Genomic DNA, 25,750 nt, shown 5'->3' with positions numbered 1-25,750 from the left:
CTGCAACCGGTTCACGCGCTGATTTTTTGTATTTCCGTGATGTTCCTGACCGGGTTGTCCGAGGCGAAACGGACAATTGTTGCCCCGTTTTGCATGGGGCTGACCGTGCAGTTCAAAGAGCCGCCGGATTTTAGGATCAGTTCAGCCGACCATTCGGCCCGGTTCTCGCGCGCGGTGACGAATTCGCGGATCTCGCCAAGGATCGGTGTGGCGGTGCAGTGCTCCTGCCATTGGCGTGTGATTTCCAGCACCGTTGCTGGTTCGAATCCTACTTCGCCGCTGTCGCCCCACAACACCTGATAGGCGTAATTTGTGATCGCCAGCGAACCGTCATCCGAAAACACCGCGATGGCATCAGCCAGCTTGTCCAGAATGGATTGCATAAGGTCCGTTTCAGCGCGGAACCGTCGGGTCAGTGTGATTTCGGCGGTGATATCTTCGAACAGGAAAGCCACGGCCCCATCGGGATGCGGGCGACCACTGACGGAATAGACCGATCCTGATGGCAGCGACCAGGTTTCCTGATAGTTCCCGTCCTGTGCCGCCTCCAGAAGGTCGTTCATCTGGCGCCGCCAACTGCGATAGTTCTTAGGCTCGGGCATCATATGCTGGTCGCGAAGCCGGTCAAAAAAGCTGGACAGGCTTGGGCGCAGGCTCAGGAAGTCGGGTGGGAGGGTGGTCAGATCGATCAGCGCTGGATTGAACAGGGCCAGTTGCCGGTTGCGGTCAAAGATCGCCAGACCAATGGAGAGCTGCGCGAAGGTCTTGGTCATGGTCTGCACAAACTTGCGCTGCGCTGTCTCGGCTTCGACAATCGCGTTGATATCGACCGCGTAACACAACTGATCCTGTTCGTGTGCGACCTGGGTCAGGTCAAACCAGAGCTTGGCATCGCTGTCCCTGACCGGAATCGAGACACGGGTTTTTCGACTCAGCTGCGCCTCGTCCCTGTGAGAAGGAAACAGAGGGTCCGTCAGATCGGCATCCGGTCCCGCGATCTTGCGAACCAACCGTACATAGGCCGCATTGCACCAGCCCACCTTATCACGGTGATCTATCAGCCAAACAGGGTAGGGCGCCTGCTCCATCGCCAAACGAATTGGATCGCGCTGGTCACGGCGTGGCGTAGGGATGGTCCCCGTCAGATCACGTAATTGAACCCGAATGATACCGTCGATCCATTCGCACAGAACCTCGCGCTCGACTGTGCAGTCGATGGCTGAAACGGCGATGTTGCCCCCGGACCGGACAATCTCGGGAGTTTCGGGGAAAGCGGGAAAATCACGTTGCAGCAAACGCCGCAGATCAGCCCAGTTGCTGACGGATTCGTAACCTGCCAGCGCAATATCGGAGTGGCTGATCAACCGGTCGCCATCGAACAGGAAGACAACATCGAACAGCGCTCCGGGCGCTGACAGCCCGAAATCTCTTGTTTTGGCCTGATGGCGTGGCAAGAGCCACAATATCGCAAAGCTGGCCGAAACCACACTGAATGCGGCCAGAACGATCCATTCGGCCATTGCTCCAACCCCCGGGTAAAACGTTTGAATCTATATGAACAACAATGGTTAACGGGGTCTTAACTCAGATCTGGAACGGTTGGTTGGCGCCCGAGGGAACCGGAGTGTCTCCGGTTTGCGCGTCGATCAGCTTGCGCGGCCAAACGACATTGACGATCGCCCCCCTGCGGTCCGGTTGGTCAGTCAGGGTCTGATAAGGGTCCGCGCCATTGGCGAAGCTCAGTTCGGCACCGCTGCGTTCCAGCAGGGTTTTGGCGATGAACAGACCTAGCCCCATGCCTTCGTATTCCGGCCGACTACTGCGATCGGCGCGGCGGCGGCGCATGAACGGGTCACCAATCCGACCTATGATGTGGGAGGGGTAGCCGCGACCATCATCCATGATCGAAACGCTGATCCGGTCAGAGGTCCATTCAGCTTCGACCCAGACCGTCGACTGGGCAAAATCCACTGCGTTCTGGATCAGGTTGCGCAGCCCGTGAATGATCTCGGGCTTGCGCAGGATTGAGGGCTGCTGCACATCGCCATCCGCAACTGGTCCTTCGTCGAAATGCACCACTTTACCACGATTGATATGTGGCTCTGCCGCTTCATGGATCACGGTGGACAGAGGCGCCTGACGCAGGTGCAAATCATCTTTCCCAGCTCGGCCCATATCGCGCAGGATGTCGCGGCAGCGGTCAGCCTGTTCGCGGATCAAGGCTGCGTCCTCCATCAGCTCAGGCCGGTCGTCCAGCTCTTCGATCAGTTCTGAACTGGCCAGCTTGATCGTTGCCAGCGGCGTACCCAACTCATGCGCGGCTGCGGCCACCACACCACCAAGATCAGTCAGCTTTTGCTCGCGCGCCAGCGCCATATGGGTGGCCGAGAGCGCTTCAGACATCGATTGAACTTCGGAACTGATGCGGTGCGAATAGGCGCCGATGAAAACGATGGCGATGATAATCGCCGCCCAGTTTCCGAACAGCAAAATATCGGGGATATCCAGCACCAACCCCAGATTGGTTCTCAGCGGGAGGTGGAATTGCGCCAGCAACGTGGTCAGGATCACCGCAACGCTGCCGATGATCAGGGTCGAGCGGGTGCTCATTACATTTGCAGAAATCGTCACCGGGCCCAGCAACAGCAGCGCAAACGGGTTGTTTAGCCCCCCCGTCAGATACAACAGGATCGACAGCTGCAGCAGATCGAACAGCACCATCAGGAAGTTCTCGAATTCCGACAAGCGCTTGTTTTCGGGAAACAACAGAATCGCCGTGAGGTTACCCATCACCGAAATGCCGATGACGAAATAACACAATGCCAGCTCAAGCTGAACGTCGTAATATTTCTGTGCAACCGTGATGGCCGTGAACTGGCCGATAATGGCGACCCATCGCAGCAGGATCAGCGTGCGCAGCCTGATCCAGGTACTGCGCTCCTGCCCACGCCAAAGACTGGTGTTGGAATTCGTCATCTGTCGATTATGTCCTATTGCGTCGGTCCGACATGTTGATAGGTGTCCCGGCAGAATCGATCAACATCCCCTTTCGTATCAGGATACGCGCCATGGTTCGTCTTTATGCTATTCTCGCAACTGTTGTTCTTGCAATTGGTCTTGGCGCCATGTGGCTGTTGACGAGGGGCGGCGCGGACGACAAATACGCGCAGTGCCGCTCGTCTCAGATTGCGGGCGGGAGCGCGGCGATCGGCGGGCCGTTCGAACTGCTTAACGCCAAGGGTGAGACGGTAACCGACAAGGATGTGATCACCGAGCCCACGCTTGTCTACTTCGGTTATACCTTCTGCCCGGATGTTTGCCCCTTTGACATGTCGCGCAATGTCGACACGATCGATTTGCTGGCCGAGCGCGGTCAGTCGGTGACGCCGTTGTTCATCTCGATAGACCCGGATCGCGATACCCCCGAGGTCGTGGGCGATTTCGCATTCAACCTGCATGAACGCGTGATTGGCCTGACCGGATCGCCCGAGCAGATCAAGGCGGCCAGTAAGGCGTACAAGACCTATTACAAGGCCCAAGACAAAAGCGATGAGTATTATTTGGTCGACCACTCGACCTTTACCTATCTGATGACGCCCGAGGATGGGTTTCTGGAATTTTTCAAACGCGATGAAACGGCCGAGCAGATGGCGGACAAGATTGGCTGCTTTCTTGATCAGGCCTGATCCTCAACAGTCGGTTTGACCTTTGGAATGGCGCTGCTATTACTCATGTTTAAGCCAAGAGGCATGAAATAGCGGAAAGACCCACATATGGCAGACAGTTCCCAGCTTGAAATCGGCCCCGACAAATCGCTGCTGCTGGTAGATGATGACGAGCCGTTTCTGAGACGTCTGGCCAAGGCCATGGAAAAACGCGGATTCGAGGTTGAAACCGCGGGTTCCGTCGCCGCAGGCCGCGCCATTTCCACAGCCCGCCCACCTGCCTATGCCGTGGTTGATCTGCGACTTGAAGATGGCAATGGGCTGGACGTGGTTGAAGTGCTGCGCGAAAAACGCCCCGACAGCCGGGTTGTGGTTCTGACCGGTTATGGCGCCATCGCCACCGCCGTTGCGGCGGTCAAAATTGGTGCAACCGACTATCTGTCCAAACCCGCCGACGCCACTGACATCACCAACGCTCTGTTGGCCAAGGGCGACGAACTGCCCCCGCCGCCGGAAAACCCCATGAGCGCCGACCGCGTCCGCTGGGAACATATCCAGCGCGTTTATGAGCTGTGCGACCGGAACGTCTCGGAAACCGCGCGCCGGTTGAACATGCACCGCCGGACGTTGCAGCGGATTCTGGCGAAGCGTAGCCCAAGGTAGACCCGTAAACTCAATAGTGTGTTTTCCCGGGCCGTTCCAAACGACTTTCAGGGCGCGGGTTGAGCCTGAGTTTGGAGCCTCAGCGCGTAATTCTTAAGGCAGGCAGAGTGCGCGCACCCAACTTTAGGCAATAACAGCAACTCATCAACCTTTGCCTGTAGCTTGCCACCCATCGCCAGCATTCGATCATCCACAACGCTGTTCTGGTTGTACTTGTTCCAATACCTTTCACGAAACCGGCTGGACCGGTTGGGTGCATCTGTCGCTTTCGTGCCTTGCCCGCGCTGCCGCTTGAGCGCGAAACTGTCTCGCGTTTTCACCGGGTAGTGAATGACAGCAGCCCAATCGTGTGTAGACAGATGCTCGGGCGCGGCGCCCAGCGCATGTCTTCGTCGCAATCCCGAACGATACATGCGTTCGTGCATCGGCAGGCCCGCAGCATTTACAAATTGCGATCCATCGTTTCGAAAGTCCGGTCGCAAGTAGGGCCGGTGCAGGCCAAACCCCCGTATTTTATCGGACTTTCGAAAAAGCGTTTTGAAGTAGTGATGCAAGTTATGATCTGTGTCGGCACGCTCTAGGAACCGTTGCGTGACCAGCCCCGGTTCCCACTTGTCGTTGCCCCCATTTCCAAAGATCAACCAATTCACCGCGACGCCTTCGGCGAAACCGGAACAGCATTCAATGAGACCTGCGACCTGATTTTCATCGTTTGCACAGAAAAGAAACTCATCGCTATCAAGCCACATCAGCCAATCGGCATCGTTAAGCGAAGGATGCGCATAGGCCGTTTCCGCCGCTGTATGCTGTGGTACTTGCCCGGGTTTCAGATCTTGCAGAACATGGGAAATAACCCCGTTTTTATCCAGCGCATCAAGCAGCTCGGCGGTGCCGTCTGTCGAGTCATTGCTGTAAATCAGAATAGGATCAAACCCGACCAGCAGATGATACGCGACCCACTCAAGAATAAACGGCCCTTCATCCTTGGCGCAGGAGAATAGCCCGACCTTCATATCGGCTTGGCCTGAGTGGGTTTGATCATGATCGCGGTTCTTCCTTGCACGGCCTATCTTCTGAAGATGATATTACGTTGAGTTTGAAAGGCATTTTCATAGCCACGATCAGAAAGTGAGGCAAACAGGCGTTCGGCGCTATCACCAAGATTCACGGTTTCCAGCTGTAGATATTGGGGAAGCGCTGCATCTTCTGCGCTTTCAAGAAAAGGCATAAGAATGTTCGGCTCGTGCCCTTCAACATCAAGCTTGGCAAAATCGGCATCATGCAGATGTGTAAGCTCAAGCAGTGTTCGGGTCTGCACCTCAATCGTATCGTATTTTGATAGCTCCAGATACGCTGGGTCGTTTGCCAAGCGCGCCTGACCAAGATTGGTGGCCGTGTCGCCCCGCTTTTCTATAATAAGTGTCGCCTCACCAGTTTCGCCCGCGATCGCGAAAGTGTTCAGCTCCACGTTGCCAAATCCGTTCAGAGAGCAATTATTGCTGAGGCGTTCGGCCAGTGTCGGATTAGGCTCAAACGCATGAATCCGGGAGTCCGGGCTAAGAATTGACGACAAGAAAAGTGAATACAGACCAAAATTTGCCCCGATATCCAAAACCTTGAGAGTCTTCCCCGCAAAGCTTTCTTTCAGCCAATTCAGCTCAAGCTCTTCCGGAGACCGGCCCTTCTGCCAAAGAGAGAATTCGCTGAAATTGTCATAAGGGTGCAGGTGGATTCGAATGCCCCGGTAGGCGATCAACTGTGGCAGCAGTGACTTTCGGATCAGATTGCGCACCCGCCCTCGGCCTGTCAGATTGTACGCTTCACGTAAACACGCGTTGGCATATTCCATCTGCGCGTTCGTGACCGGTATCTGGCTGTCTGCGTCGCTCATCTGAACCTGCGTCCGATTATGGTCTTGTTTTAGCGGAAAATTAGCATAGGCCGAACTGTTGATCTATTGGCGACCTAAATGCTGCCCAACAATTCCTGATGCCGCGCGGTATAGGCCTGCCGCACCTCAATCGGGGGACGCAGTTTGATCTGCAACCCCTCTAATATTGCCTTGTCCGGACGACCAAAGAACTTTGATGCTTCGGTATCAGAAAAACCCGCGATCTGCGTCGCCTCCATCCAGGCGCTGATCTTGTCCGCCTTCTTGATCTGGCGTTTCACTGTTTTTGGTACCACGGCGGGCAACCCGAAACGTATATGAATCGCAGCAGCCAGCCGGTCGTCTAAATCACCATAATCCGGGCCAACGGCGGATTTCACTGGAGAGATCATGTCACCAATCACATATTCGGGGGCATCGTGTAACAGTGCCGCCAACCGCCATTTCGTCGGTGCATTTGGTGCGATGCGGCCAAAAAGCTCTTCCACCAGCAGGGAATGCTCGGCCACGGAATAGGCAAAATCCCCGTTGGTCTGACCGTTCCACCGCGCCACAAAGGCCAGCCCGTGCGCGATATCTTCGATCTCGATATCCACGGGTGTCGGGTCCAGCAAATCCAGCCGACGGCCCGACAGCATTCTTTGCCACGCTCTGGGTTGTGTTGCCATTTTACCATGCCTTGTGAACTGGGACACGTTCAATTCGCGTTCTTGTGGTATGATGTATCTGTCTGGATCACATGCTGCCAACAATTTCTTGAGCATTCGTGCTTTGAACCTGCGCGATACGATCCCGACATCAAGGACTGAGGGGGGTGCTGACTCCTCCCAGTTGCGCCCTCTCGAAACGAAACTCGTATCGAAAGGAGCTTGCTATGTTCAAGCGTTTGTTTGCAATAACCCTGACCTTCGGAATGGCCGCAACCGCGCCACCTGCCTTTGCCCAGAACTGCGCAGAGCGCGAGCACGTGATTACCAAACTGCAAGACAATTACTCCGAGGAATTAACCTTTGGCGGTCTTCAGAAATCACGTGGCGGGCAGACGGTCATGGAGGTTTGGACCTCGAAGGAAACGGGAAGTTATACCGTTTTGGTGACCCAGGCGAACGGCATGAGTTGTATTGTCGCCGTTGGCACTGATTTTTTTGAAGCGATCCCCAAAATCAAGGCAGAGGGTACGCCAAGCTGATATTTTGTCACCAGACTTCCTGTTTCCGGCCATCCACATTGCCTCCTGTCCCAAGGAATGCTAGGGGCAGCCCGGACCAAGATTTACCGGAGTGGAGAACCTGATGGCCGGGGACTATATCGTTAAGGACATTTCGCTGGCCGGGTTTGGCCGCAAGGAACTGGATATCGCTGAAACGGAAATGCCGGGGCTGATGTCCCTGCGCGCCGAATATGGCGAAAGCAAGCCGCTGAAAGGCGCGCGGATCGTCGGTTCGCTGCATATGACCATCCAAACCGCCGTTCTGATCGAAACGCTGGTGGCGCTGGGCGCTGATGTGCGCTGGGCGTCGTGCAACATCTTCTCAACGCAGGACCACGCGGCGGCGGCGATTGCCGAGGCTGGTATTCCCGTTTTCGCCATCAAGGGCCAGACGCTGGAAGAGCATTGGGATTACCTGGACAAATCCTTCCTGTTCGACGAAGGCCCCAACATGATCCTGGACGATGGCGGCGACGCGACGCTGTATATCCTGCTGGGTGCCCGCGCCGAAGCGGGTGAGGACATCATCCCCGTTCCTGGTTCGGAAGAGGAAGAGGTGATCAAGAAGCAGATCGCCAAGCGCATGGCCGCGTCTCCGGGCTGGTTCACCAAAATGCGCGACCAGATCCAAGGCGTCTCTGAAGAAACCACCACCGGTGTAAACCGCCTGTATCAGCTGGTGAAAGATGGCCACCTGCCGTTCCCGGCGATCAACGTGAACGACTCGGTCACCAAGTCGAAGTTCGACAACAAATACGGCTGCAAGGAATCGCTGGTAGACGGTATTCGCCGCGCCACCGACACCATGATGGCCGGTAAGGTTGCCGTGGTCTGCGGCTATGGTGACGTGGGCAAAGGATCGGCGGCTTCGCTGCGTGGCGCAGGCGCCCGCGTGAAAGTGACCGAGGTCGACCCGATTTGCGCGCTGCAAGCGGCCATGGACGGGTTCGAAGTCACCCTGCTGGAAGACGAAGTCGCAAACGCGGATATCTTCATCACCACAACCGGCAACAAGGACGTGATCCGCATCGAGCATATGCGCGAGATGAAGGACATGGCGATCGTCGGCAACATCGGCCATTTCGACAACGAAATTCAGGTAGCCAGCCTGAAGAACCACAAATGGACCAACATCAAGGAACAGGTGGACATGATCGAGATGCCCTCGGGCAACCGCATTATCCTGCTGTCCGAAGGTCGCTTGCTGAACCTTGGCAACGCCACCGGTCACCCCTCGTTCGTGATGTCGGCCTCGTTCACCAACCAAGTCCTGGCCCAGATCGAGCTGTTCACCAAAGGCAATGAATACAAGAACGAAGTCTACATCCTGCCCAAGCATCTGGACGAAAAAGTTGCCCGTCTTCATCTGGACCGGATCGGCGTGAAGCTGACCCAGATGGACAGCGATCAGGCGGCCTATATCGGCGTGAAACCCGAAGGCCCCTATAAGCCGGAACACTACCGCTACTAAGTGCGAAAGACGCATGACCAAAGCTTCTGGACGCCGCCGAATCCTGCTTTCGGCGGCGTCTTTTCTTTTTGGCCTCTTAACGCTGTTGACCGTGTTGGGCGGCGGCGTTTGGTGGCTGCTTGCCCATCCCAATACGCCTGTACCCCCGCACTGGAACCCGCTGCGTGATCTGAACGTGACGGCCCCGGTCACCCCGGTCACCCCTTACCAGTTGAACCGCGCACTGGCGGATGACGCTTTATGCCGTGCAGCCTTGGCCGAGGCTGGAGCTCGGTTTGATCCGCTGGACGATCTGGTGGTGGACCAGAATTGCGGAATCGAGGGACGCGGCCGGTTGTCCGGTCTGGTGAACGCCCGCGTCACTGCAGTCGAGACCCGGTGTGCCACAACTTTGCGGCTTGTCATGTGGGAACACCATGTTGTGCAACCCGCTGCGCAGCAACTACTGGGGACTTCCGTCAGCAGATTGCGCCAGATCGGCAGCTATAACTGCCGCCGGATGCGCACCGCGCAAGGACAAGACAATGGTTGGAGCAGTCACGCCACTGCGGACGCGATCGACATCGTCGGAATGGATCTCTCGGACGGGCGCAGCTTGAACCTGCTGGCTGACTGGGACGCTGACGGGCCCGAGGCCGATTTTCTGCGCCAGATCTGGCGCGGAGCCTGTGACTGGTTCCGCGTGGTGCTTGGCCCTGATTACAACCGCTTACATGCCGATCACTTCCACCTGCAGGGGCCCGGCTGGGGCTACTGCCGATAGTACCTCAGCGTAGAGGTGGGATAAAATCGCCGCGGCCCTGTGGTGTGAAATCCAGCACATTCCACAAAGGCCAAGCTGCATCCACATGCCGGGGATGCCAGTCGCTGGGTTCAAAGAACAGCTCGGAACTCCAGAAGTGATGAATGCCATCAGGGAGCTGTTGAAAGACATTCAGGATGGGAAGCTGATCGCCCCCTTCGGTCTGGGCCAGATAGTCGCTCTGGTAATTCGTCCCTAGTGCAGAATAGAGCGGCAGCGCACTCCAACCCATCTCATCCTTGAGCGCCGAGAGTTTTTCGGGCGTATTCTGCGCCACTACGGCGACCGAGGCGTTCTGCTTCAGATGATGAACCTGAGAGTTCAGCCCGTCCAGAAACGCCGAACACATAGGGCAGGGGCGTTCCGCGTCGGGTCCGTACATCAGCGAATAGATAATCAGCGTATCCTTGTCGCCAAACAGCGACGACATAGGCGCACCCTCGCCTGCAAGATCTCGGAACGCATAATCGTTAGGGGTTTTGCCTCCGGTTGGAAGAGAACGGCGCAAGGCCGCGACCTCTTCAACCTTTGCTCTCAGGTCCCGCTCGGCGGATAGAAGTGCATTACGAGCTGACCGATATTCGGTGGTTTCATTCGGTAACGTTACGGGCATGGGGACCTCCGGGAATCATAATTAACAAAAATGTTAAATAATAAATCTGAAAAAATCAAATCACCGAGTCCCGCGAAGTTCAGCCTAGGGGGAAACCTTGTGATTTTTCCCTTTTGGGAATTCCGCCGACAAGGCTAGTCTCTCGTGCATCGGTAAAAAGTTCCGTGACAATGGATTAAGGAGATTGGGACATGGGCAAACGCGACGAATTGATCGCCAAATACGCTGAAGATCTAAAAGGCAAATGCGGGATGGACCCCGATATGGACCTGCTGACCAAGGTCACCATCGGTTGCGGTCCGGCGATCTATGACGCGGATGCGTCGACAGTAGCGGCCAGCCAGGAAGGCGAACTTGAGACGGTCAAGAACAACTTCCTCATCAAAAAGCTGGGCCTGTCGGATGGTCCCGAACTGATGGAAGGGATCAACAAGGCCATGGAGACCTATGGCATGTCCGAGCGTAACAAGTACCGCGCTGTCGTCTATTACATGCTGACCAAGCATTTCGGCAAAGAATCGGTCTATAGCTGATCCAGCCAAGAACCATTTCAGCACCCGTCGGTCTTACCGGCGGGTGTTTTGTATTTGATTGAAACTCTAAATACTTGGCGTTTGAAGCGCGGTTCTGAAATCGGCTAAGGTCAGGATATGACCAGGACGGTCAGAACCAACAGATTTCCGTATGCGTGTGGTGAGCTTGGGAGTACGCGGGGTAGGGAAGGTTCTGAAGTCGTCAGGGCCTTCCCTTTTCATTCAATCCGCCTCTGTCTCGCCCAAAGCGCAGATCAACTGCCATTCTGTATCGCTAACCGGCTGCACTGAAAGGCGTGAATTCTTGACCAGAACCATTTCACCCAAACGCTCATCCGCCTTAATCTGATCCAGTTTGACCGGAATTGTGAAAGACCGGACGGCTTTGATATCCACGCATTCCCAACGCTCATCATCGGTTGTGCTGTCGGGATGGGCCTCGGCACAGACTTCGACAATGCCGACAATCTCCTTGTCCTTTTGCGAGTGGTAGAAAAAACCCCGGTCACCAATCTGCATCTGACGCATGAAATTGCGGGCCTGGTAGTTGCGCACCCCATCCCATTCCTCGCCCGCGTCCCCCTTGCCGACCTGCTGATCCCAGCTCCAGGTCGAGGGTTCGGATTTGAACAGCCAATACGCCATCAGCCGATGACCTTTTTCCACGGGATCAATTCAACCGAGTCGAACAGGCCGGCCAGCGCGTAGGGGTCATTTGCGGCCCAGGCCTCAGCGGCGGCCAGATTCTCGACATCCAGAATGACCAGCGATCCGATCATCGCATCGCCGTCCAGTAACGGCCCGGCCTGCGCCACAACACCGGTTTCTTCAATGTAAGCCAGATGGGCCGTGCGGTTGTCCAGCCGGGTCTGTAGGGCACCAGCTTTATCCCGGGCGATCAGGGCGATGAGCATATTATTCCTCCTTGAGTGGGCGACCCAGCAGGGCCTGAATCGCGTCGGTGACACTGTAGGCACCGCTGCTGAGTTTCGCCACCGTTGCGCTGATGGGCATGTCTAACCCTTCGCTCGCTGCGATTTCGGACATGGCCTGCGCAGTGGCGACACCTTCGACGGTTGTCGTGGTGTCAAATGGCTTGTTTAGACCCAAACACAGGCCAAAACGATAGTTTCGCGACAATTCGGATGAGCAGGTCAGCACCAGATCACCCAGCCCCGATAGCCCCATCAGCGTATCGGGCCGTGCCCCGCGCTGGGCGGCAAAGCGCTGCATCTCAGAAAATCCGCGTGTGATCAACGCAGCGCGGGCGCTATCGCCAAGCCCTGCACCAATGGCCGCGCCACAACCAATAGCCATCACATTCTTTAGCGCTCCACCTAGCTCTGCTCCGACGGTATCGGCGGTACGATAAAGACGCAGATTGACAGATGTCAGCTCTTGCTGAAGCGCTTCACCCAGTTCGGCATCATCACAAGCCAGCGTCAACGCCGTAGGCAAACCGCGCGCGATATCATCGGCAAAGCTGGGGCCAGTCAGCAAGGCCGGTAGTGCGTCCGGAACGGTTTGACGGATGACTGCAACGGGACCCAGCCCCGTGGACAGTTCGATCCCCTTGCAGCAAGCCACCAAAACCTTGCCACCCAGTTCGCCGGTATATTGCGTCAACGCATCGCGCAGCTTTTGCATTGGAACGGCCAGTAACAACACATCGGATTGCGCCGCTTGTTCTAATTCAGCTGTCACTGAAACACTGGCGGGCAATGTAACGCCAGGCAATCGTCGCGGGTTCTCGCGCCCGTGCTGCATCTGCGCTGCTTGCTCGGCATCTCGTGACCAGAGAGTTACAGGCCCATTGCCCGCCAAAGATATCGCCAGAGCGGTTCCAAATGCGCCAGAACCAAGGACGGTCACGCTCATGCCTTGGCCCCTTTTTTGCCGCTACCCAGCATTGCAGGGCTGGTTTGATCCAAGGGCCAGCGGGGCCGCGCCGTCAGATCCAACCCATCTCGTGCACCGGTGCGGAATCGTTCCATACCCGCATAGGCGATCATTGCGGCATTATCAGTGCACAAAGCCAGCGGAGGGGCAGTAAATCGGGCGCCCATTTCCGCGGAAACAGTCTCTAATCCTGCGCGAATAGCGGAATTTGCTGCGACACCTCCGGCAACGGCAATAACCGGTTCTGACGGTGATGTCTCAAGATACTGGGCAATCGCGCGGCGGGTTTTCTCAGCCAAGGTATCAACAATAGCCTGCTGAAAACCGGCACACAGATCAGCGCGATCTTGTCGGGTCAGCCCCCCTTTTTCGGCTACGACCTTATCCCGCATCCGCATCAGCGCGGTCTTGAGTCCCGAAAAAGACAGGTCACATCCGGGGCGATCCAGAAGGGGCCGGGGAAAGCGGAAACGTTTGGCATCACCCGCGCGCGCCTCAGCCTCGACCGAGGGGCCACCGGGCTGGGGTAAGCCCAACAGACGGGCGGTCTTGTCGAAGGCTTCACCGGGGGCATCGTCGATCGTCCCCCCAAGGCGGGTAAACTGTTCCGGTCCATGAGCGATCAGATATTGGCAGTGACCACCCGAGACCAGCAGCATCAGGTAGGGAAAAGCAATCTCGTCGGTCAGTCTTGGTGTCAGCGCGTGCCCGGCCAAATGGTTCACCCCGATTAGCGGCAACCCGGTTGCTGCGCTTAGGCCCTTTGCGCACATCACGCCGGATATTACGCCGCCAATTAAGCCGGGACCGGCGGTGACAGCGATAGCGTCCAGATCATCTAAGCCAATTTCGGCCTGTGTTAGAGCCTGTTTGATGCAAATATCCAGCTTTTCCGCATGCGCACGCGCTGCGATCTCAGGCACAACGCCACCATAGGCGCTGTGCAACTCAGTCTGGCCATGCACCACGGATGACAGGATCTCGGCCGCTACGCCTGTGCCCTGCCGCACAACGGCGGCTGCGGTATCGTCGCAGCTGCTTTCCAGTCCAAGGACGGTAAGTGTTTGCACCATAGGCCTGATCCGTTGCATCATGATTGCCAAGCGGGGTATCACCCCGCGCGGATGCAAACAATCCCAAGGCCGAAGGCGCCGACCGTTGTATTTGTTGATGACCCGCCCTCGCGCCGCCTCGGACAGGTTCGTTGCGCAACTGCCGGACCACATTCGGTCGCAAGTCGCGGTTATCCATTCACCCTTGTTAAAGATCGAACCGCTGGGTGTCATGGTTGAGTCCGATGATTCTGCTGGACTGATCTTTTCCTCGGCAAATGGCGTGAACGCCGCCGCCCTATTGAATGTGGAACGCAGCCTGCCCGCCTATTGCGTTGGTCCGGTGACCACGCAGGCAGCGCAGGCGGCAGGGTGGGATGCTCAGATGCTGGGTGCGACGGCCGAAGGGCTGGTGGCCAATCTGCTCAAACTCAAGCCAAACAGCCCGCTGCTACATCTGCGCGGAGAACACAGCCGTGGCAACGTCGCCGCGCGTTTGACTGAATCCGGGCTGACCACCCGCGAACAGCCGATTTATCGGCAACAGCTTTTGCCGCTGAGTGATGAGGCTTCCCACGCCGCCGAGGGTGATCAGCCCATCATCGCCCCGCTATTTTCGCCCCGCACAGCGCGACAATTTGCCGATGTCTGGGCCGGATCCGCGCCTCTGTGGCTGGCCGCGATCAGCGAAGCCACAGCGGAACCCCTTAAAACACTGAGTTTCGAGCGGCTGAAGATCGCGGATGAACCGACCCCGGACAAAATGCAGAAAGCCGTGAAAAAACTCGTGAAACACGCGATGCGGGTTGAGGGCGCGCCGGGTGCAGATTAACTTGGGTTAGTCTGTTGTTCATGTGTTTTGGGAATCGATAAGGGGATTAACGCGGTGGCTGATAAGAAGAAACCCGATCAGGAACCGGTCGAAGACCCCAGCGTCGAAGAGGTGGTAGAAGCCGCCGAGACCGAAAGTGATGCAGTCTCGGATGAGAAATCCGTTGACGCGGATAACGCTGCGGACGAATTGACTTCCGAAGCCGAAGCCGAAGCCGAAGCCGAAGCCGAAGCCGAAGCCGAAGCCGAAGCCGAAGCCGAAGCCGAAGCCGAAGCCGAAGCCGAAGCCCTGAACAGGGCCGAGCCGACCGAAGAAAAGGTGATCGAACGCACAGTCGAAAAACGCGGTGGGTTTGTTCCGGCTTTGTTGGGCGGGGTTATTGCTGCAGGCCTCGGATTTGCTGCAGGCAACAGCGGGTTATTGTCTCAAGGAGCAGATAGCTCGGACGCAATTTCCGCGCTCGAGTCGAAGCTGGCGGAACAATCCGATCAGATTGCCCAACTGACAAAAACTCTTGCTGAAGGCCCCGATGCCTCGGGCTTGTCAGATCAGATCAAGGCGTTGTCGGATAAGCTTGCTCCGGTCGAAAGCGATCTGTCTGCCGTGAAGAGCAGTGTTGATGGCCTGACCGGCAAGGTCGACCCGCTTGAGGAACGCCTGACCGCGCTTGAGAAGCAGCCGCTTGAAGCAAATGTCTCGCCCGAGGCCACAGCCGCGTTCGAGGCAGAATTGAAGAAACTACAGGATTCTCTGGCCGCTCAGCGTAGCGAAGTGGAAAAGATGGTCTCAGACGCGAAGGCTTTAGAGGCTAAAGCTTCGGCCGAAGCGCGCGCGGCGACCAACGCTGCCATCCTGTCGCGTTTGCATGGTCAATTGGATGCCGGTCAACCCTATGAAGATTTGGTCTCTGAACTGAAAGCCGGTGGTGTCGATGTGCCCGATGCTTTGGCTGCATCTTCGAAGGACGGAGTTGAGACGCTTTCGGCGCTGCGCAGCTCGTTTGCCCCCGCAGCCCGCGTCGCACTGGCGGATGCCCGTGATGCCGATAAAGGCACAGGCTTGGTTGCTTTCTTGCAGCGCCAGACAGGCGCGCGGTCGGTGACCCCGCAAGAGGGCGACGATCCGGACGCGGTCCTGTCGCGTGCTCAGGCAGCGTTGGCAGATGGTGATGTCTCAAAGGCGCTGACCGAATTGAAATCCCTGCCCGAAGCGGCGCAGACCGCATTGGCGGATTGGGAGCAGGCGGCGCAGACACGGGCCTCTGCCGTCGAGGCCGCAAATACGCTTGCTTCAAGCCTGAACTCGAACTGAAGGACCTGCCATGCTGTGGTCATTGTTAAAGATCCTTGTTTTTGTTGCGATTATCGGCCTGCTGGCCATGGGTGCTGGGTTCTTGATGGAATCATCCGGCGGCGTGCAGATCACCGTCGCAGGCACCGAATACACACTGGGCCCGCTGCAATCAGTGATCGCGCTGGGCGTGCTGGTGTTTGCGGTCTGGTTGTTCTTCAAGCTGCTTACGCTGCTGATCGCCACGCTGAAATTCCTAAACGGTGATGAAACCGCCCTTTCACGTTATTTCGATCGCAGTCGGGAAAAGCGAGGATATCAGGCGCTGGCGGACGGGTTGATGGCGCTGGCCTCGGGTGAGGGGCGCGTGGCGATGACCAAGGCTCATAAGGCCGAGAAGCTGCTGAACAATCCGGAACTGACCAATTTGCTGGTGGCGCAGGCAGCCGAGATGACCGGCGATACCAAGAAAGCGTCCGAGACTTACAAGAAGCTGGTCACCAACAACGCCACGCGATTTGTCGGTGTGCGCGGGATCATGAAGCAAAAGCTGGCCGAAGGCGATGATGAAACCGCGCGCAAGCTGGCCGAGAAGGCTCTGGCCCTCAAACCCCGGCACGAAGAAACGCAGGATGTGCTGTTGAACCTGCAGACCAAAGCGCAGGATTGGGCCGGTGCGCGGTCCACGTTGACCTCGAAGCTTAAGGCCGGGTACTTGCCGCGCGACGTGTTCAAACGGCGAGACGCAGTCCTGGCTTTGTCCGAGGCCAAAGTGCTGCTGGACGACACGGCGACGGTCGAACAGCAGGAACATGCGATTGAGGCAAACCGCCTTTCACCCGATCTTGTCCCAGCAGCCGCCATGGCCGCGCGTGCCTATATCGAAAAGGGCAAACCGCGTGCAGCCACCAAGATTCTGAAAAAGGCGTGGGAAGTACAACCTCACCCCGATCTGGCCCATGCCTTTGCCGAGATTGTGCCAGACGAAACACCTGAACAGCGGATCAAGCGGTTCACCGCTTTGACCCGCATTCATTCAGATAATATGGAAACACGCCTGATTTTGGCCGAGCTGAACATCGTAGCCGAAGACTTCCCCGAAGCGCGACGCGCGCTGGGTGATGTTGTCGAAAAGCAGGGGGATGCACGGGCCTACACGCTGATGGCTGCGATTGAACGGGGCGAGGGCGCCTCGGACGCGGTGGTTCAGGGTTGGCTGGCCAAGGCGTTGAACGCACCGCGCGGGCCGCAATGGGTCTGCACCAATTGCCACGACATTCAGCCTGAATGGGGACCGGTATGCCAGAACTGCGGCAGCTTCGATACGCTCAGCTGGCAGACGCCTCAGACGCCCGAGATTGCTAGTGCGACGGGTGTGCACATGCTGCCTCTGATCGTTGGCGCGCTTGAGGATCAATCAGAGGCTGAAGAGGCAGAGGAACCTGAAGAAAGTGCTGAAGAGTCACTTGAAGAGCCGGTCGAAGAGGACTTGATCGAGGGAAAGGCCGAGCCGGTCTCGGAGGAAGTCGCGCGACAGACCTAACGCGCGGTCTCGGCGTTGAAAGCGTCGTTCCGCAGCTTAAACAACCCGGCCCACCGATTTTGATCAAGGACGACCAAAGCCATTATGTGCTATCGGCTGTCGTCGGCGACACCGGCACACAAGACGACTAAACCGATCCCGGCGGGTTCTGCACGTCCAGATAACGCTCGGCCGGAATCCTCACGAGACCTTTGATCCCCAAGGCAGTACGATCCGCGTCATCCAACTGCGCAATTGCCCGTTCAACCGCTGTAAAAATCGCTTGCTGATCGTTACCCTCCGCAGTGATCAATGGCAGGCTAGGGGTCGGGTCCGTCCACTCCAACACCCGCAGAGATGCGGCAAACTCTTCATACTCAGCCATCAATCGCCAAGAAACCGCATCAAGGGCGGCGATATCGGCGTGACCTTCCGCAACGGCATGCGCCGACTTCAGGTGACCTTCGGTTTGCACACGGTGCTTGAACCAGAAGCCATGCGGCTCAAGATGCCAATAAGGCGCGGCGTAGCCAGATTGCGAAAATGTCTGGTTGTAAGCGAACACCGCTTCCCGAAACGCCATCAGATTTGTGCGTGGATCATCGGCGCGCACGACCAGAGCACTGCGGTAATAGCCGGGCGGGCACCCGTCGAGACCATAGTCTGGCGTGCCAACCAACGCGACCTTATCGTGTAGCCATGTCCGGTACGGCATGCCGCAAGTCTGGCTCAGCACCAGTTCCGGGTGCTGCCAGATCGAGAATTCCTCGGCGTCCTGCGACAGATGCTCAGGGCTCTCGATCCCGGCGCGGTTCAGATTGTCACGGATGAGGTTCCAGTATCGCAGATGTGCCTCATCAAGCTGAGGGCGGGCATACATCATCAGGCTTGCGATCATTGCATCTGCCCGAACAGTTCATACAGCTCTATCGTGGTCTTCACGCCGACCTTCTGCTGGATGCGCCCGCGATGAATTTCTACCGTGCGCGGGCTGATACCCAAGGCAGTTGCGATCTCCTTGCTCGACGTGCGCGCGGGGTGGGTCAGAATATGTTGCAGGACCTGCTCCTCGCGGTCGGTCAAAAGTCTGCGCTTGTCCGCAAGCATCTGACGTCGCGATTTCTCGGCGCGCAGACGGTCGCCTATTTCAAACGCGGCCTGTATCCGTTCGATCAGCACCTGCAGGTCAAAGGGTTTTTCCAGAAAATCAATTGCACCCGCCTTGGTGGCCCGCACGGATTCCGGAATGCCGCCATGACCCGAGATGAAAATGACCGGTATGGTCGACTCGCGCCGGTTCAGATGTTCCTGCAATTCCAGCCCGTCCATGCCGGGCATGCCATAGTCCAGGATCAGGCAACCTTTTGCGTCCTCATGCACCTGATTCAGAAATGTCTGCGCATCGGCAAAATGCTCGACCCGTAGTCCGCGTTTGCTGAGCGACCGAGATAAGGCGACGCGCACATCTTCATCGTCATCGACGATATAGACGACCAGCGGCTCAAAGGTCATGCGTGATCCTCCTTGGGCTGATCGCGGCGCTGCAGGGTGAAACAGAAGCGCGCCCCGGACGTCTCAGTAGGCTCGTACCAAATGGCTCCGTCATTGGCTTTGACGATGGTCCGACAAATGGACAGGCCCAGCCCCATCCCGTCGGTCTTCTGGGTGTCAAACGAGTTGAACAAGGTGACACCATCGCTAATCCCGGGCCCATTATCCTCAACCCGCACCTCGACCAGTTCATCGCTGGTCTTTGTAGTGATGGTGATTTTACCCTTGCCATCCGGTTCCAGGGCCAGGGCGTCGATCGCGTTGCGCAACAGGTTAACCAGAACCTGAGCGATTTGCGTCCGGTTTCCGATGACAAGAGGAAGGTCGGTTTCTTCATAAAGCAGCTTGATCTCGTGTAACTTCGCCTCGGCGTCCATCAGGCTGACGGTTTGCCGGATCAGCCCGTTCAGTTCAAACGGAGTCTGACGTCCGCGATCCTTACGCACCACATCACGCAGGGCGCGGATGATGTCGCCCGCACGGCGCGACTGGCGGTCGATATCCGAAAGGATTTCTATAACCTCAGGATCGGGATCGCCGATTTCATCCAGCGTGATCTTCGCGGCGTCGACATTATAGGAAATCGCGCTTAGCGGTTGGTTCAGCTCATGCGCCAGCCCCGAGGCCATCTCGCCCATCAGGTTGACCCGTGCCACATGGGACAGATCGCGGCTGAGGCGGCTTACTTCATCCTCGGCCTGCTTTCGATCGCTGACGTTGTCGATAATGGCAACCGCATGATCAGGGGTCCCGCTTTCATCGCGGATGAGGATGGCATTGACCCGCAACCAGATGGGGGATCCGTCTTTTCGGATAAACTGGTTCTCGGCGATGAACTCGGAATCCTGCAGCAGGGTTTCGCGGAACTTGACCGCGATCCGCTGTTCGTCTTCCGGCAGGATGTCGGCCAGCGTCATCTTCTCCAATTCATCCGGCTGATATCCCATGATATCGCACAGCTGTTCGTTGGTCCGCAGAAACCGCCCCGTTTCGGGCGAGATCTGCGCCATCCCGCGCGAGGCCAGATCGAAGGTGCGGCCATAGGCGGTTTCGAACCGTTGCCGTTGCCGAACTTCCTGAGTCAAAGCCGCACCGGTATCTTCCAGCTCGCGATAGGGGCTGTGCAGGCCTTCTTCGGTGGTGATCTCTCCGCTGCGCAATTGCTGGCTCTGGCTGGCGAAGGTGCGCACAGGGGCATAGATCCGGTCGGCCATGGCCAAACCAATTGCGCCGGTCAGAATGGCAATGGCAAGCGCGATCCAGACGCCTTGCGTCCGGTTCTTCTTGATCTCGCCAATAAAGTTGTCCTCGGCCGCATAAAGCCCGATCAACCAACGCAGCCCCGGCTCGGACACCTCGATCAGCATCGCCACATAGTCCTGACCGTTCAGCTGGAAATCGGTATGAACCGGTCCTTCCGTGTCGCTCAGACCGGTTTGCACGACATCTCCGAACGCCTTTTGCGCGATGGGGTCTGCGATTTGGTCCACACGCGTCAGCTCGGGCGCTTCCATATGTGCTTCCTGCCGGATCAGCACCAGCGTTGGATGCGCCAGCACCGCGCCATTTTCGTTCAGAACCAGCGCGGCACCGCGTCGTTCCGACCAGATGTCCAGCAGGAATCCCGACAGGGCGTCGATCTGGATATCGACACCCAAAATGGCACGGATATCTCCGGTATCGTCCAATATGGGGACACTATAAGTGATCCCCGGCTGGCGCGTGGTGAAGAAGATATAAGGCTCTGTCCAGATCGGTGCTTTGGCTTCGGTCACCATTCTGAACCAAGGCCGGGTGCGCGCCTCATAGGTGTCAGTCTGGGTAGTGGCCGTTTCCAGCAATGTGAACTGATCGTTGCGCCATTGGAAATCGGCGGGATGTTCCGCGGTGCCGGGCAGGAATGGCGGAACGAACTTGGTGCGATAGCGTCCGGGCTCTTCCGCGCGCATGACATAGACAAACCTGCCCGTCGCATCGGCCAGATACATCCCTGCGAGTTGAGGCGCGACCTGTAGCTGCTGAAAAAAATGGCTTTCCAATACGCCAGGATCGCTGATATCCAGTACGTCATTTTCAGCAAGTCGCCGAGTTGCATCCAAGGCCTGCCGGGCGGGGTTCAGAAAACTTTTGACTTGGCCGATGACATTGACACTGACTTCGTTCAGCGATGTTCGGGATTGCCGCAACAGCGCGTTCTCCGAGCTGACAAAGGTCGACAGGATCACCGAAAGGATGGCGATGAACTGCAGCCCGCCCAAACACAGCGCAAGCGTGGCGCGCAGCGATCTTCGCCTGCGGGCTGGCTCAGTGTGGTCCTGGCGTATTTCTTGTTGCCCTGCGTAGTTCAATTCTTGTCCAAACGACCTTCTGCACGGGTCGGTATCACAGTCACAGAATGTGATCAGTTACCCTCTTTCCCTTATATCTAAATCCAAGCCTATACGTAATCTACCGTATAGACACCTGCTGTTTGGTTTCGCTTTCCTCTTTATCATCGGGGGGCCTGATTCCAGTGCGATTTTTTCTGTTGTGTTCTGAAAGGTTTCAGGCACCCCACAGATCAAAAAAGACTGACAACAGGAGTGTCAAAGTGTTCAAGAAAACCTCAATCACCGCATTTGCCGCGGCGGCCCTGATGGCACCAGCGGCATATGCTGAAGAATTTATCACGATCGGAACTGGCGGCGTTACGGGTGTCTATTACCCGACGGGTGGCGCGATCTGCCGTCTGGTCAACAAGGGCCGGAAAGAGCACGGGGTCCGGTGTTCGGTGGAGTCGACTGGGGGGTCGGTTTACAACATCAACACCATTCGCGAAGGCGAGCTTGAGTTTGGGGTGGCACAGTCGGACTGGCAGTACCACGCATTCAACGGCAGCTCGAAATTCGAAGAAGCCGGCCCGTTTGAGAACCTGCGTGCCGTGTTCTCGGTACACCCAGAGCCGTTCACGGTTGTGGCGCGTGCCGACGCGGGTATCTCGAATTTCGAAGACCTGAAGGGCAAGCGCGTCAACATCGGCAACCCCGGTTCCGGTCAGCGCGGCACCATGGAAGTGCTGCTGGGCGAAATGGGTTGGACCACAGACGATTTCGAACTGGCGACCGAGCTGAAGGCGGCTGAACAGTCGGCTGCCCTGTGCGACAACCAGATCGACGCGATGGTTTACACCGTTGGTCACCCCTCGGGTTCGATCCAGGAAGCCACCACCGCGTGCGACTCGGTTCTGGTGAATGTCAGTGGTGACGCGGTTGACAAGCTGGTGGGCGACAACTCGTTCTACCGTACCGCAACCATCCCCGGTGGCATGTACCGCGGTTCGGATGGTGACACCTCGACATTTGGTGTTGGTGCAACCTTCGTGACTTCGGCTGACGTGTCGGAAGACGCGGTTTATGCGGTTGTCAGCTCGGTCTTCGAGAACTTCGATGACTTCAAAAAGCTGCACCCGGCATTTGCCAACCTGAAACCAGAAGAGATGATTGCGGACGGCCTGTCGGCACCGCTGCATCCGGGTGCTGAGAAGTACTACAAAGAAAAAGGCTGGATTCAGTAACCAGACCTGACACGGGGCGCCTTTCGGGGCGCCCCGATTCATATCCGGGCTAAACCGGAGACAAGACGGCCGTAAAAACCAAGGCCGAAGGACAGGGAGATACCAACATGAGTTCCGACACACAGGGCAATCGCCCTCTTTCCGAAGAAGAGCTTCAGGAACTGGTTGCCTCATCAGATGCAGGCGCGCGTGATCCGGCGGGAAATGTCGGGCTGTTTCTGGCGATCGTTGCGGTTTTGTGGTCGGTGTTCCAGGTCGTTCTGGCCTCTCCCCTATCGAATTATCTGCTGCCGGGCAGTGTAGTGAACAACTCACGCCAGATTCATCTGGCCTTTGCGATGTTCCTGGCCTTTTCGGCCTATCCGGCACTGAAATCCAGCCCGCGGAACTACATCCCGATTCAGGATTGGATCATGGGGATCGTGGGCGCATTTCTGGCGCTTTATGGTTATTTCTTCTATCAAAAGATCGTCGATGCCGGGGGGCTGGCAGACGATACGGACAAGTGGTTTGCCCTTGTTGGCCTGCTGCTGTTGTTCGAGGCCGCGCGTCGCGCGCTTGGCCCGGCAATGGCGATCATCGCCACGATCTTTCTGGCCTACGTCTTCTTTGGTTCCTCCGAGTGGGTGCCCGAGGTGATCCGCTGGAAAGGTGCCAGCCTGCAAAAGGCGATGAGCCATATGTGGATCACGTCCGAAGGTGTCTTTGGCATCGCGCTGGGCGTGTCGACCAAGTTCGTCTTCCTGTTCGTGCTGTTCGGCGCGCTTTTGGATAAGGCGGGCGCGGGCAACTACTTTATCAAGATGGCCTTTGGCGCGCTGGGGCACCTGCGCGGTGGCCCGGCCAAAGCGGCTGTTGTTGGTTCTGCGGCGACCGGCCTGATCTCGGGCTCGTCCATTGCGAACGTTGTCACGACCGGCACCTTCACTATCCCACTGATGAAGCGTGTGGGCTTTTCCAGCGAACAAGCGGGCTCGGTTGAGGTCGCTTCATCCGTGAACGGCCAGATCATGCCACCGGTGATGGGCGCTGCTGCCTTCCTGATGGTGGAATATGTGGGCATCTCATACGTTGAGGTGATCACCCACGCCTTCCTGCCTGCTGCGATTTCCTACATCGCGCTGGTCTACATTGTGCATCTTGAAGCGGTGAAGCGGAACATGCCGACGCTGGGCGACCGCGTCGTTTCGATGGGGCGCACAATCGGTGGAATGGCGCTGTTCTTCGTGGGCTTTGCCGGGCTGTGCTATGGCATCCAGTACCCGATCAAAGCGATTGTCGCGCTCATGCCCGATGCGTCGGGTCTGGTCCTGTCGGCGCTGATCGTTTTGGCCTATCTGATCCTGCTTTGGCTGGCTTCCGGAGTAGAGGACTTGGTGCCTGACGATCCTAATGCCAAAGAGGTTGAACTGCCGGTAATTGCCGAAATCTACAAGGCCGGTCTGCATTACCTGCTACCGATCATCGTGTTGGTCTATTTCCTGATGATCGAACAGAAATCACCGGGCCTATCAGCCTTCTGGGCGACTTCGCTGTTGTTCGTGATCCTGCTGACGCAGAAACCGCTCAAGTCGATCTTCCGGGGTGAAAGTGACACTGCGAATGCCTTCATGGCCGGTGTTGTTGATCTGTGGAACGGCCTGATTGACGGCGCGCGCAACATGATCGGTATCGCGCTGGCGACCGCCACCGCGGGTGTGATCGTTGGTACTGTGACGCTGACCGGCGTGGGCCAAGTGATGGCTGATCTGGTCGAGTTCCTGTCGGGTGGCAACCTGATCGCCATGCTGGCGCTGGTCGGTCTTCTCAGCCTGATCCTCGGAATGGGCCTGCCGACCACGGCGAACTACATCGTCGTCAGCTCGCTGATGGCGGGTGTGGTTGTCGAACTGGGCGCGCAGGATGGGCTGATCGTGCCGCTGATCGCGGTGCACTTGTTCGTCTTCTACTTCGGCATCATGGCTGATGTGACACCGCCCGTGGGTCTGGCGAGCTTTGCGGCCGCCGCCGTTTCTGGTGGGGATGCGATTAAGACCGGTTTCACCGCCTTCTTCTACAGCTTGCGCACCGTGGCACTGCCTTTCGTGTTCATCTTCAACACCGATCTGTTGCTGATCGATGTGGGCTGGGTACAGGGCATCTTGGTGGCCGTCTCTGCGACCATCGCGATCCTGATCTTCACCGCAGGTACCATGGGCTGGTTCCTGACCAAGAACCGCATCTATGAAAGCGTGGCGCTGATTCTGATCGCCTTTGCGCTGTTCCGTCCGGATTTCTTCATGAACCGCATCGCACCGCCCTTTGCGCAGATCGAACCGGCACAGCTGACACAGGCCGTGGGTGAGGCCGCACCCGGCAGCACCATGCGGATTGAGGTCGCAGGTCCGGACTTTGACACTGGCAACATGACCGAAACCACCGTGGTTCTGGATATTCCGGAAGGGGCCGACGGCACAGCACGCATTGACGCTCTGGGCCTGATGACGCTGGAAGAGGATGGTCTGGTCAAACTCGACGAGCCGATGTTCGGTACGCCGGTCGCGGATGAGCTGGATATGTTCGACTATTATGCTGACGATGCCGTTCGCATCACCAGCATTCAGGCCCCGCAAAGCCAGCCCGCGAAAGAGCTGATCTTTATCCCGGCGCTGATCCTGTTGGGTCTTGTCGCCTTCCTCCAGCGTGGCCGTGCCGCAAAACAGGGAGAACCCGCATGACCCAAGCAATTCTGTGCGCCGTGGATATCAGCAATGGCGATCTTGATGTTGCTGTCCTTGAACGCGCCGCAGCGCTGGCCGAAATGGATGGCGCGCGGCTGGATGTCGTGACCGTGACACCCGACTATGGCGAAGGTTTCGTCAGCAGTTTCTTCGAGCCCCACCACCACGAAAAGGTGATTGAAGAGGCTCATGAAAAGCTGGTCGCCCTCTGCGCCGCCACGCTGGGGGAAGAGCGCAACGCCAAGGTCCGTCATGTGGTGGCAACTGGCAGCGCCTATCAGGAGATCCTCAAAACCGCGGAAGGCGCGGGCTCGGACTTGATCGTGATCGGCGCGCATAAGCCTGACTTGAAAGACTATTTGCTCGGTCCGAATGCGGCGCGGGTCGTGAGGCATTCGCACACGTCAGTATATGTTGTGCGGTAAATCGATCGGATTTAAGCTGAGAATCTGCCATTTGAAGTTCGTTACTTAGTAGCCAATC

General features: G+C 57.4%; 25 protein-coding genes. 12 read left to right on the top strand and 13 right to left on the bottom strand.

All coding sequences use genetic code 11. The features are described 5' to 3' along the window. Positions 1-11: 11 nt before the first annotated feature. Together ACR0DE_RS19405 and regB are read right to left on the bottom strand one after the other, a co-directional pair. Positions 12-1,520 (bottom strand): PAS-domain containing protein, encoded by a 1,509-nt coding sequence (locus tag ACR0DE_RS19405; RefSeq protein WP_480754866.1) that lies wholly within the window; start codon positions 1,518-1,520, stop codon positions 12-14. Positions 1,521-1,584: 64 nt separating this feature from the next. Continuing rightward, positions 1,585-2,976 (bottom strand): sensor histidine kinase RegB, encoded by a 1,392-nt coding sequence (gene regB / locus ACR0DE_RS19400; protein ID WP_170397866.1) that lies wholly within the window; start codon positions 2,974-2,976, stop codon positions 1,585-1,587. 92 nt (positions 2,977-3,068) lie between these two features. Here regB and ACR0DE_RS19395 point away from each other — a divergent pair, with 92 nt between their 5' ends. Then, a complete protein-coding gene (locus ACR0DE_RS19395; protein WP_170397869.1) occupies positions 3,069-3,686 on the top strand; it encodes an SCO family protein in 618 nt (205 codons plus the stop codon). A gap of 87 nt (positions 3,687-3,773) precedes the next feature. Further along, positions 3,774-4,328, top strand: coding sequence for an ActR/PrrA/RegA family redox response regulator transcription factor (locus ACR0DE_RS19390; RefSeq protein WP_039542641.1), 555 nt, complete (start codon positions 3,774-3,776; stop codon positions 4,326-4,328). Between the two features lie 47 nt (positions 4,329-4,375). Here ACR0DE_RS19390 and ACR0DE_RS19385 read toward each other — a convergent pair whose 3' ends face one another. From ACR0DE_RS19385 to ACR0DE_RS19375, 3 genes are all read right to left on the bottom strand, one after another. Then, positions 4,376-5,341 (bottom strand): glycosyltransferase family 2 protein, encoded by a 966-nt coding sequence (locus ACR0DE_RS19385; protein ID WP_170397872.1) that lies wholly within the window; start codon positions 5,339-5,341, stop codon positions 4,376-4,378. A gap of 53 nt (positions 5,342-5,394) precedes the next feature. Then, entirely contained in the window at positions 5,395-6,219 is an 825-nt protein-coding gene (locus tag ACR0DE_RS19380) for an FkbM family methyltransferase (protein WP_170397875.1), read from the bottom strand. A 74-nt stretch (positions 6,220-6,293) separates the two neighbouring features. Then, positions 6,294-6,887: an HD domain-containing protein gene (locus ACR0DE_RS19375; protein WP_170397878.1), complete on the bottom strand. Its 594-nt coding sequence runs from the start codon at positions 6,885-6,887 to the stop codon at positions 6,294-6,296. A gap of 206 nt (positions 6,888-7,093) precedes the next feature. Between ACR0DE_RS19375 and ACR0DE_RS19370 the strand changes: the two genes are divergently transcribed. The 3 genes from ACR0DE_RS19370 to ACR0DE_RS19360 all read left to right on the top strand — a co-directional run bounded on the left by ACR0DE_RS19370 (position 7,094) and on the right by ACR0DE_RS19360 (position 9,663). Continuing rightward, positions 7,094-7,408, top strand: a complete 315-nt coding sequence (locus ACR0DE_RS19370; protein ID WP_170397881.1) for a hypothetical protein — start codon at positions 7,094-7,096, stop codon at positions 7,406-7,408. 103 nt (positions 7,409-7,511) lie between these two features. Beyond that, complete coding sequence (gene ahcY / locus ACR0DE_RS19365; RefSeq protein ID WP_480754864.1) at positions 7,512-8,900, top strand: adenosylhomocysteinase; 1,389 nt, start codon at positions 7,512-7,514, stop codon at positions 8,898-8,900. 13 nt (positions 8,901-8,913) lie between these two features. Continuing rightward, a complete protein-coding gene (locus ACR0DE_RS19360) occupies positions 8,914-9,663 on the top strand; it encodes an extensin-like domain-containing protein (RefSeq protein WP_480754862.1) in 750 nt (249 codons plus the stop codon). A gap of 4 nt (positions 9,664-9,667) precedes the next feature. Here the strand turns inward: ACR0DE_RS19360 and ACR0DE_RS19355 are convergent, their stop codons facing one another. After that, positions 9,668-10,315, bottom strand: a complete 648-nt coding sequence (locus ACR0DE_RS19355) for a DUF899 family protein (protein ID WP_223117334.1) — start codon at positions 10,313-10,315, stop codon at positions 9,668-9,670. A gap of 191 nt (positions 10,316-10,506) precedes the next feature. Here ACR0DE_RS19355 and ACR0DE_RS19350 point away from each other — a divergent pair, with 191 nt between their 5' ends. Beyond that, the gene (locus ACR0DE_RS19350) at positions 10,507-10,848 is read left to right on the top strand and encodes a DUF2853 family protein (protein ID WP_170397892.1); all 342 of its coding nucleotides are present in this window, start codon (positions 10,507-10,509) and stop codon (positions 10,846-10,848) included. A gap of 222 nt (positions 10,849-11,070) precedes the next feature. On the opposite strand, the gene ACR0DE_RS19345 is transcribed toward ACR0DE_RS19350, so the two are convergent. The 4 genes from ACR0DE_RS19345 to tsaD are packed head-to-tail and all read right to left on the bottom strand — an operon-like array spanning position 11,071 to position 13,820. After that, positions 11,071-11,493, bottom strand: a complete 423-nt coding sequence (locus tag ACR0DE_RS19345; RefSeq protein WP_170397911.1) for an EVE domain-containing protein — start codon at positions 11,491-11,493, stop codon at positions 11,071-11,073. Further along, entirely contained in the window at positions 11,493-11,762 is a 270-nt protein-coding gene (locus ACR0DE_RS19340; protein ID WP_170407946.1) for a YciI family protein, read from the bottom strand. Before ACR0DE_RS19340 ends, ACR0DE_RS19345 begins: the two co-directional genes overlap by 1 nt. A gap of 1 nt (position 11,763) precedes the next feature. Further along, entirely contained in the window at positions 11,764-12,726 is a 963-nt protein-coding gene (locus tag ACR0DE_RS19335) for an NAD(P)H-dependent glycerol-3-phosphate dehydrogenase (RefSeq protein ID WP_480754859.1), read from the bottom strand. Continuing rightward, on the bottom strand, positions 12,723-13,820 hold the full coding sequence (tsaD, locus tag ACR0DE_RS19330; RefSeq protein WP_480754857.1) for a tRNA (adenosine(37)-N6)-threonylcarbamoyltransferase complex transferase subunit TsaD: 1,098 nt from the start codon (positions 13,818-13,820) through the stop codon (positions 12,723-12,725). Before tsaD ends, ACR0DE_RS19335 begins: the two co-directional genes overlap by 4 nt. A gap of 97 nt (positions 13,821-13,917) precedes the next feature. On the opposite strand from tsaD, the gene ACR0DE_RS19325 reads away from it, so the two are divergent. The 3 genes from ACR0DE_RS19325 to ACR0DE_RS19315 are packed head-to-tail and all read left to right on the top strand — an operon-like array spanning position 13,918 to position 17,464. Beyond that, a complete protein-coding gene (locus ACR0DE_RS19325) occupies positions 13,918-14,631 on the top strand; it encodes a uroporphyrinogen-III synthase (RefSeq protein WP_480754856.1) in 714 nt (237 codons plus the stop codon). Positions 14,632-14,685: 54 nt separating this feature from the next. Then, positions 14,686-15,942 (top strand): COG4223 family protein, encoded by a 1,257-nt coding sequence (locus ACR0DE_RS19320; RefSeq protein WP_480754853.1) that lies wholly within the window; start codon positions 14,686-14,688, stop codon positions 15,940-15,942. Positions 15,943-15,952: 10 nt separating this feature from the next. Beyond that, positions 15,953-17,464 (top strand): heme biosynthesis HemY N-terminal domain-containing protein, encoded by a 1,512-nt coding sequence (locus ACR0DE_RS19315; protein WP_480754851.1) that lies wholly within the window; start codon positions 15,953-15,955, stop codon positions 17,462-17,464. A 127-nt stretch (positions 17,465-17,591) separates the two neighbouring features. On the opposite strand, the gene ACR0DE_RS19310 is transcribed toward ACR0DE_RS19315, so the two are convergent. The 3 genes from ACR0DE_RS19310 to ACR0DE_RS19300 are packed head-to-tail and all read right to left on the bottom strand — an operon-like array spanning position 17,592 to position 21,342. Then, positions 17,592-18,341, bottom strand: a complete 750-nt coding sequence (locus ACR0DE_RS19310) for a phosphate/phosphite/phosphonate ABC transporter substrate-binding protein (protein ID WP_480754849.1) — start codon at positions 18,339-18,341, stop codon at positions 17,592-17,594. Beyond that, positions 18,338-18,955 (bottom strand): response regulator transcription factor, encoded by a 618-nt coding sequence (locus ACR0DE_RS19305; RefSeq protein WP_170397932.1) that lies wholly within the window; start codon positions 18,953-18,955, stop codon positions 18,338-18,340. Before ACR0DE_RS19305 ends, ACR0DE_RS19310 begins: the two co-directional genes overlap by 4 nt. Then, a complete protein-coding gene (locus tag ACR0DE_RS19300; RefSeq protein WP_480754847.1) occupies positions 18,952-21,342 on the bottom strand; it encodes an ATP-binding protein in 2,391 nt (796 codons plus the stop codon). Before ACR0DE_RS19300 ends, ACR0DE_RS19305 begins: the two co-directional genes overlap by 4 nt. Before the next feature lie 242 nt (positions 21,343-21,584). Here ACR0DE_RS19300 and ACR0DE_RS19295 point away from each other — a divergent pair, with 242 nt between their 5' ends. From ACR0DE_RS19295 to ACR0DE_RS19285, 3 genes are all read left to right on the top strand, one after another. After that, positions 21,585-22,547, top strand: coding sequence for a TAXI family TRAP transporter solute-binding subunit (locus ACR0DE_RS19295; protein WP_170397937.1), 963 nt, complete (start codon positions 21,585-21,587; stop codon positions 22,545-22,547). 107 nt (positions 22,548-22,654) lie between these two features. Beyond that, complete coding sequence (locus ACR0DE_RS19290) at positions 22,655-25,264, top strand: TRAP transporter permease (protein WP_170802459.1); 2,610 nt, start codon at positions 22,655-22,657, stop codon at positions 25,262-25,264. Then, the gene (locus ACR0DE_RS19285) at positions 25,261-25,692 is read left to right on the top strand and encodes a universal stress protein (RefSeq protein WP_170397943.1); all 432 of its coding nucleotides are present in this window, start codon (positions 25,261-25,263) and stop codon (positions 25,690-25,692) included. Before ACR0DE_RS19290 ends, ACR0DE_RS19285 begins: the two co-directional genes overlap by 4 nt. The last annotated feature ends 58 nt before the right edge of the window (positions 25,693-25,750 follow it).

The sequence above is a fragment of the Ruegeria sp. C10 genome, assembly GCF_056537805.1.
This window is presented reverse-complemented; position numbering and strand designations above follow the sequence as displayed.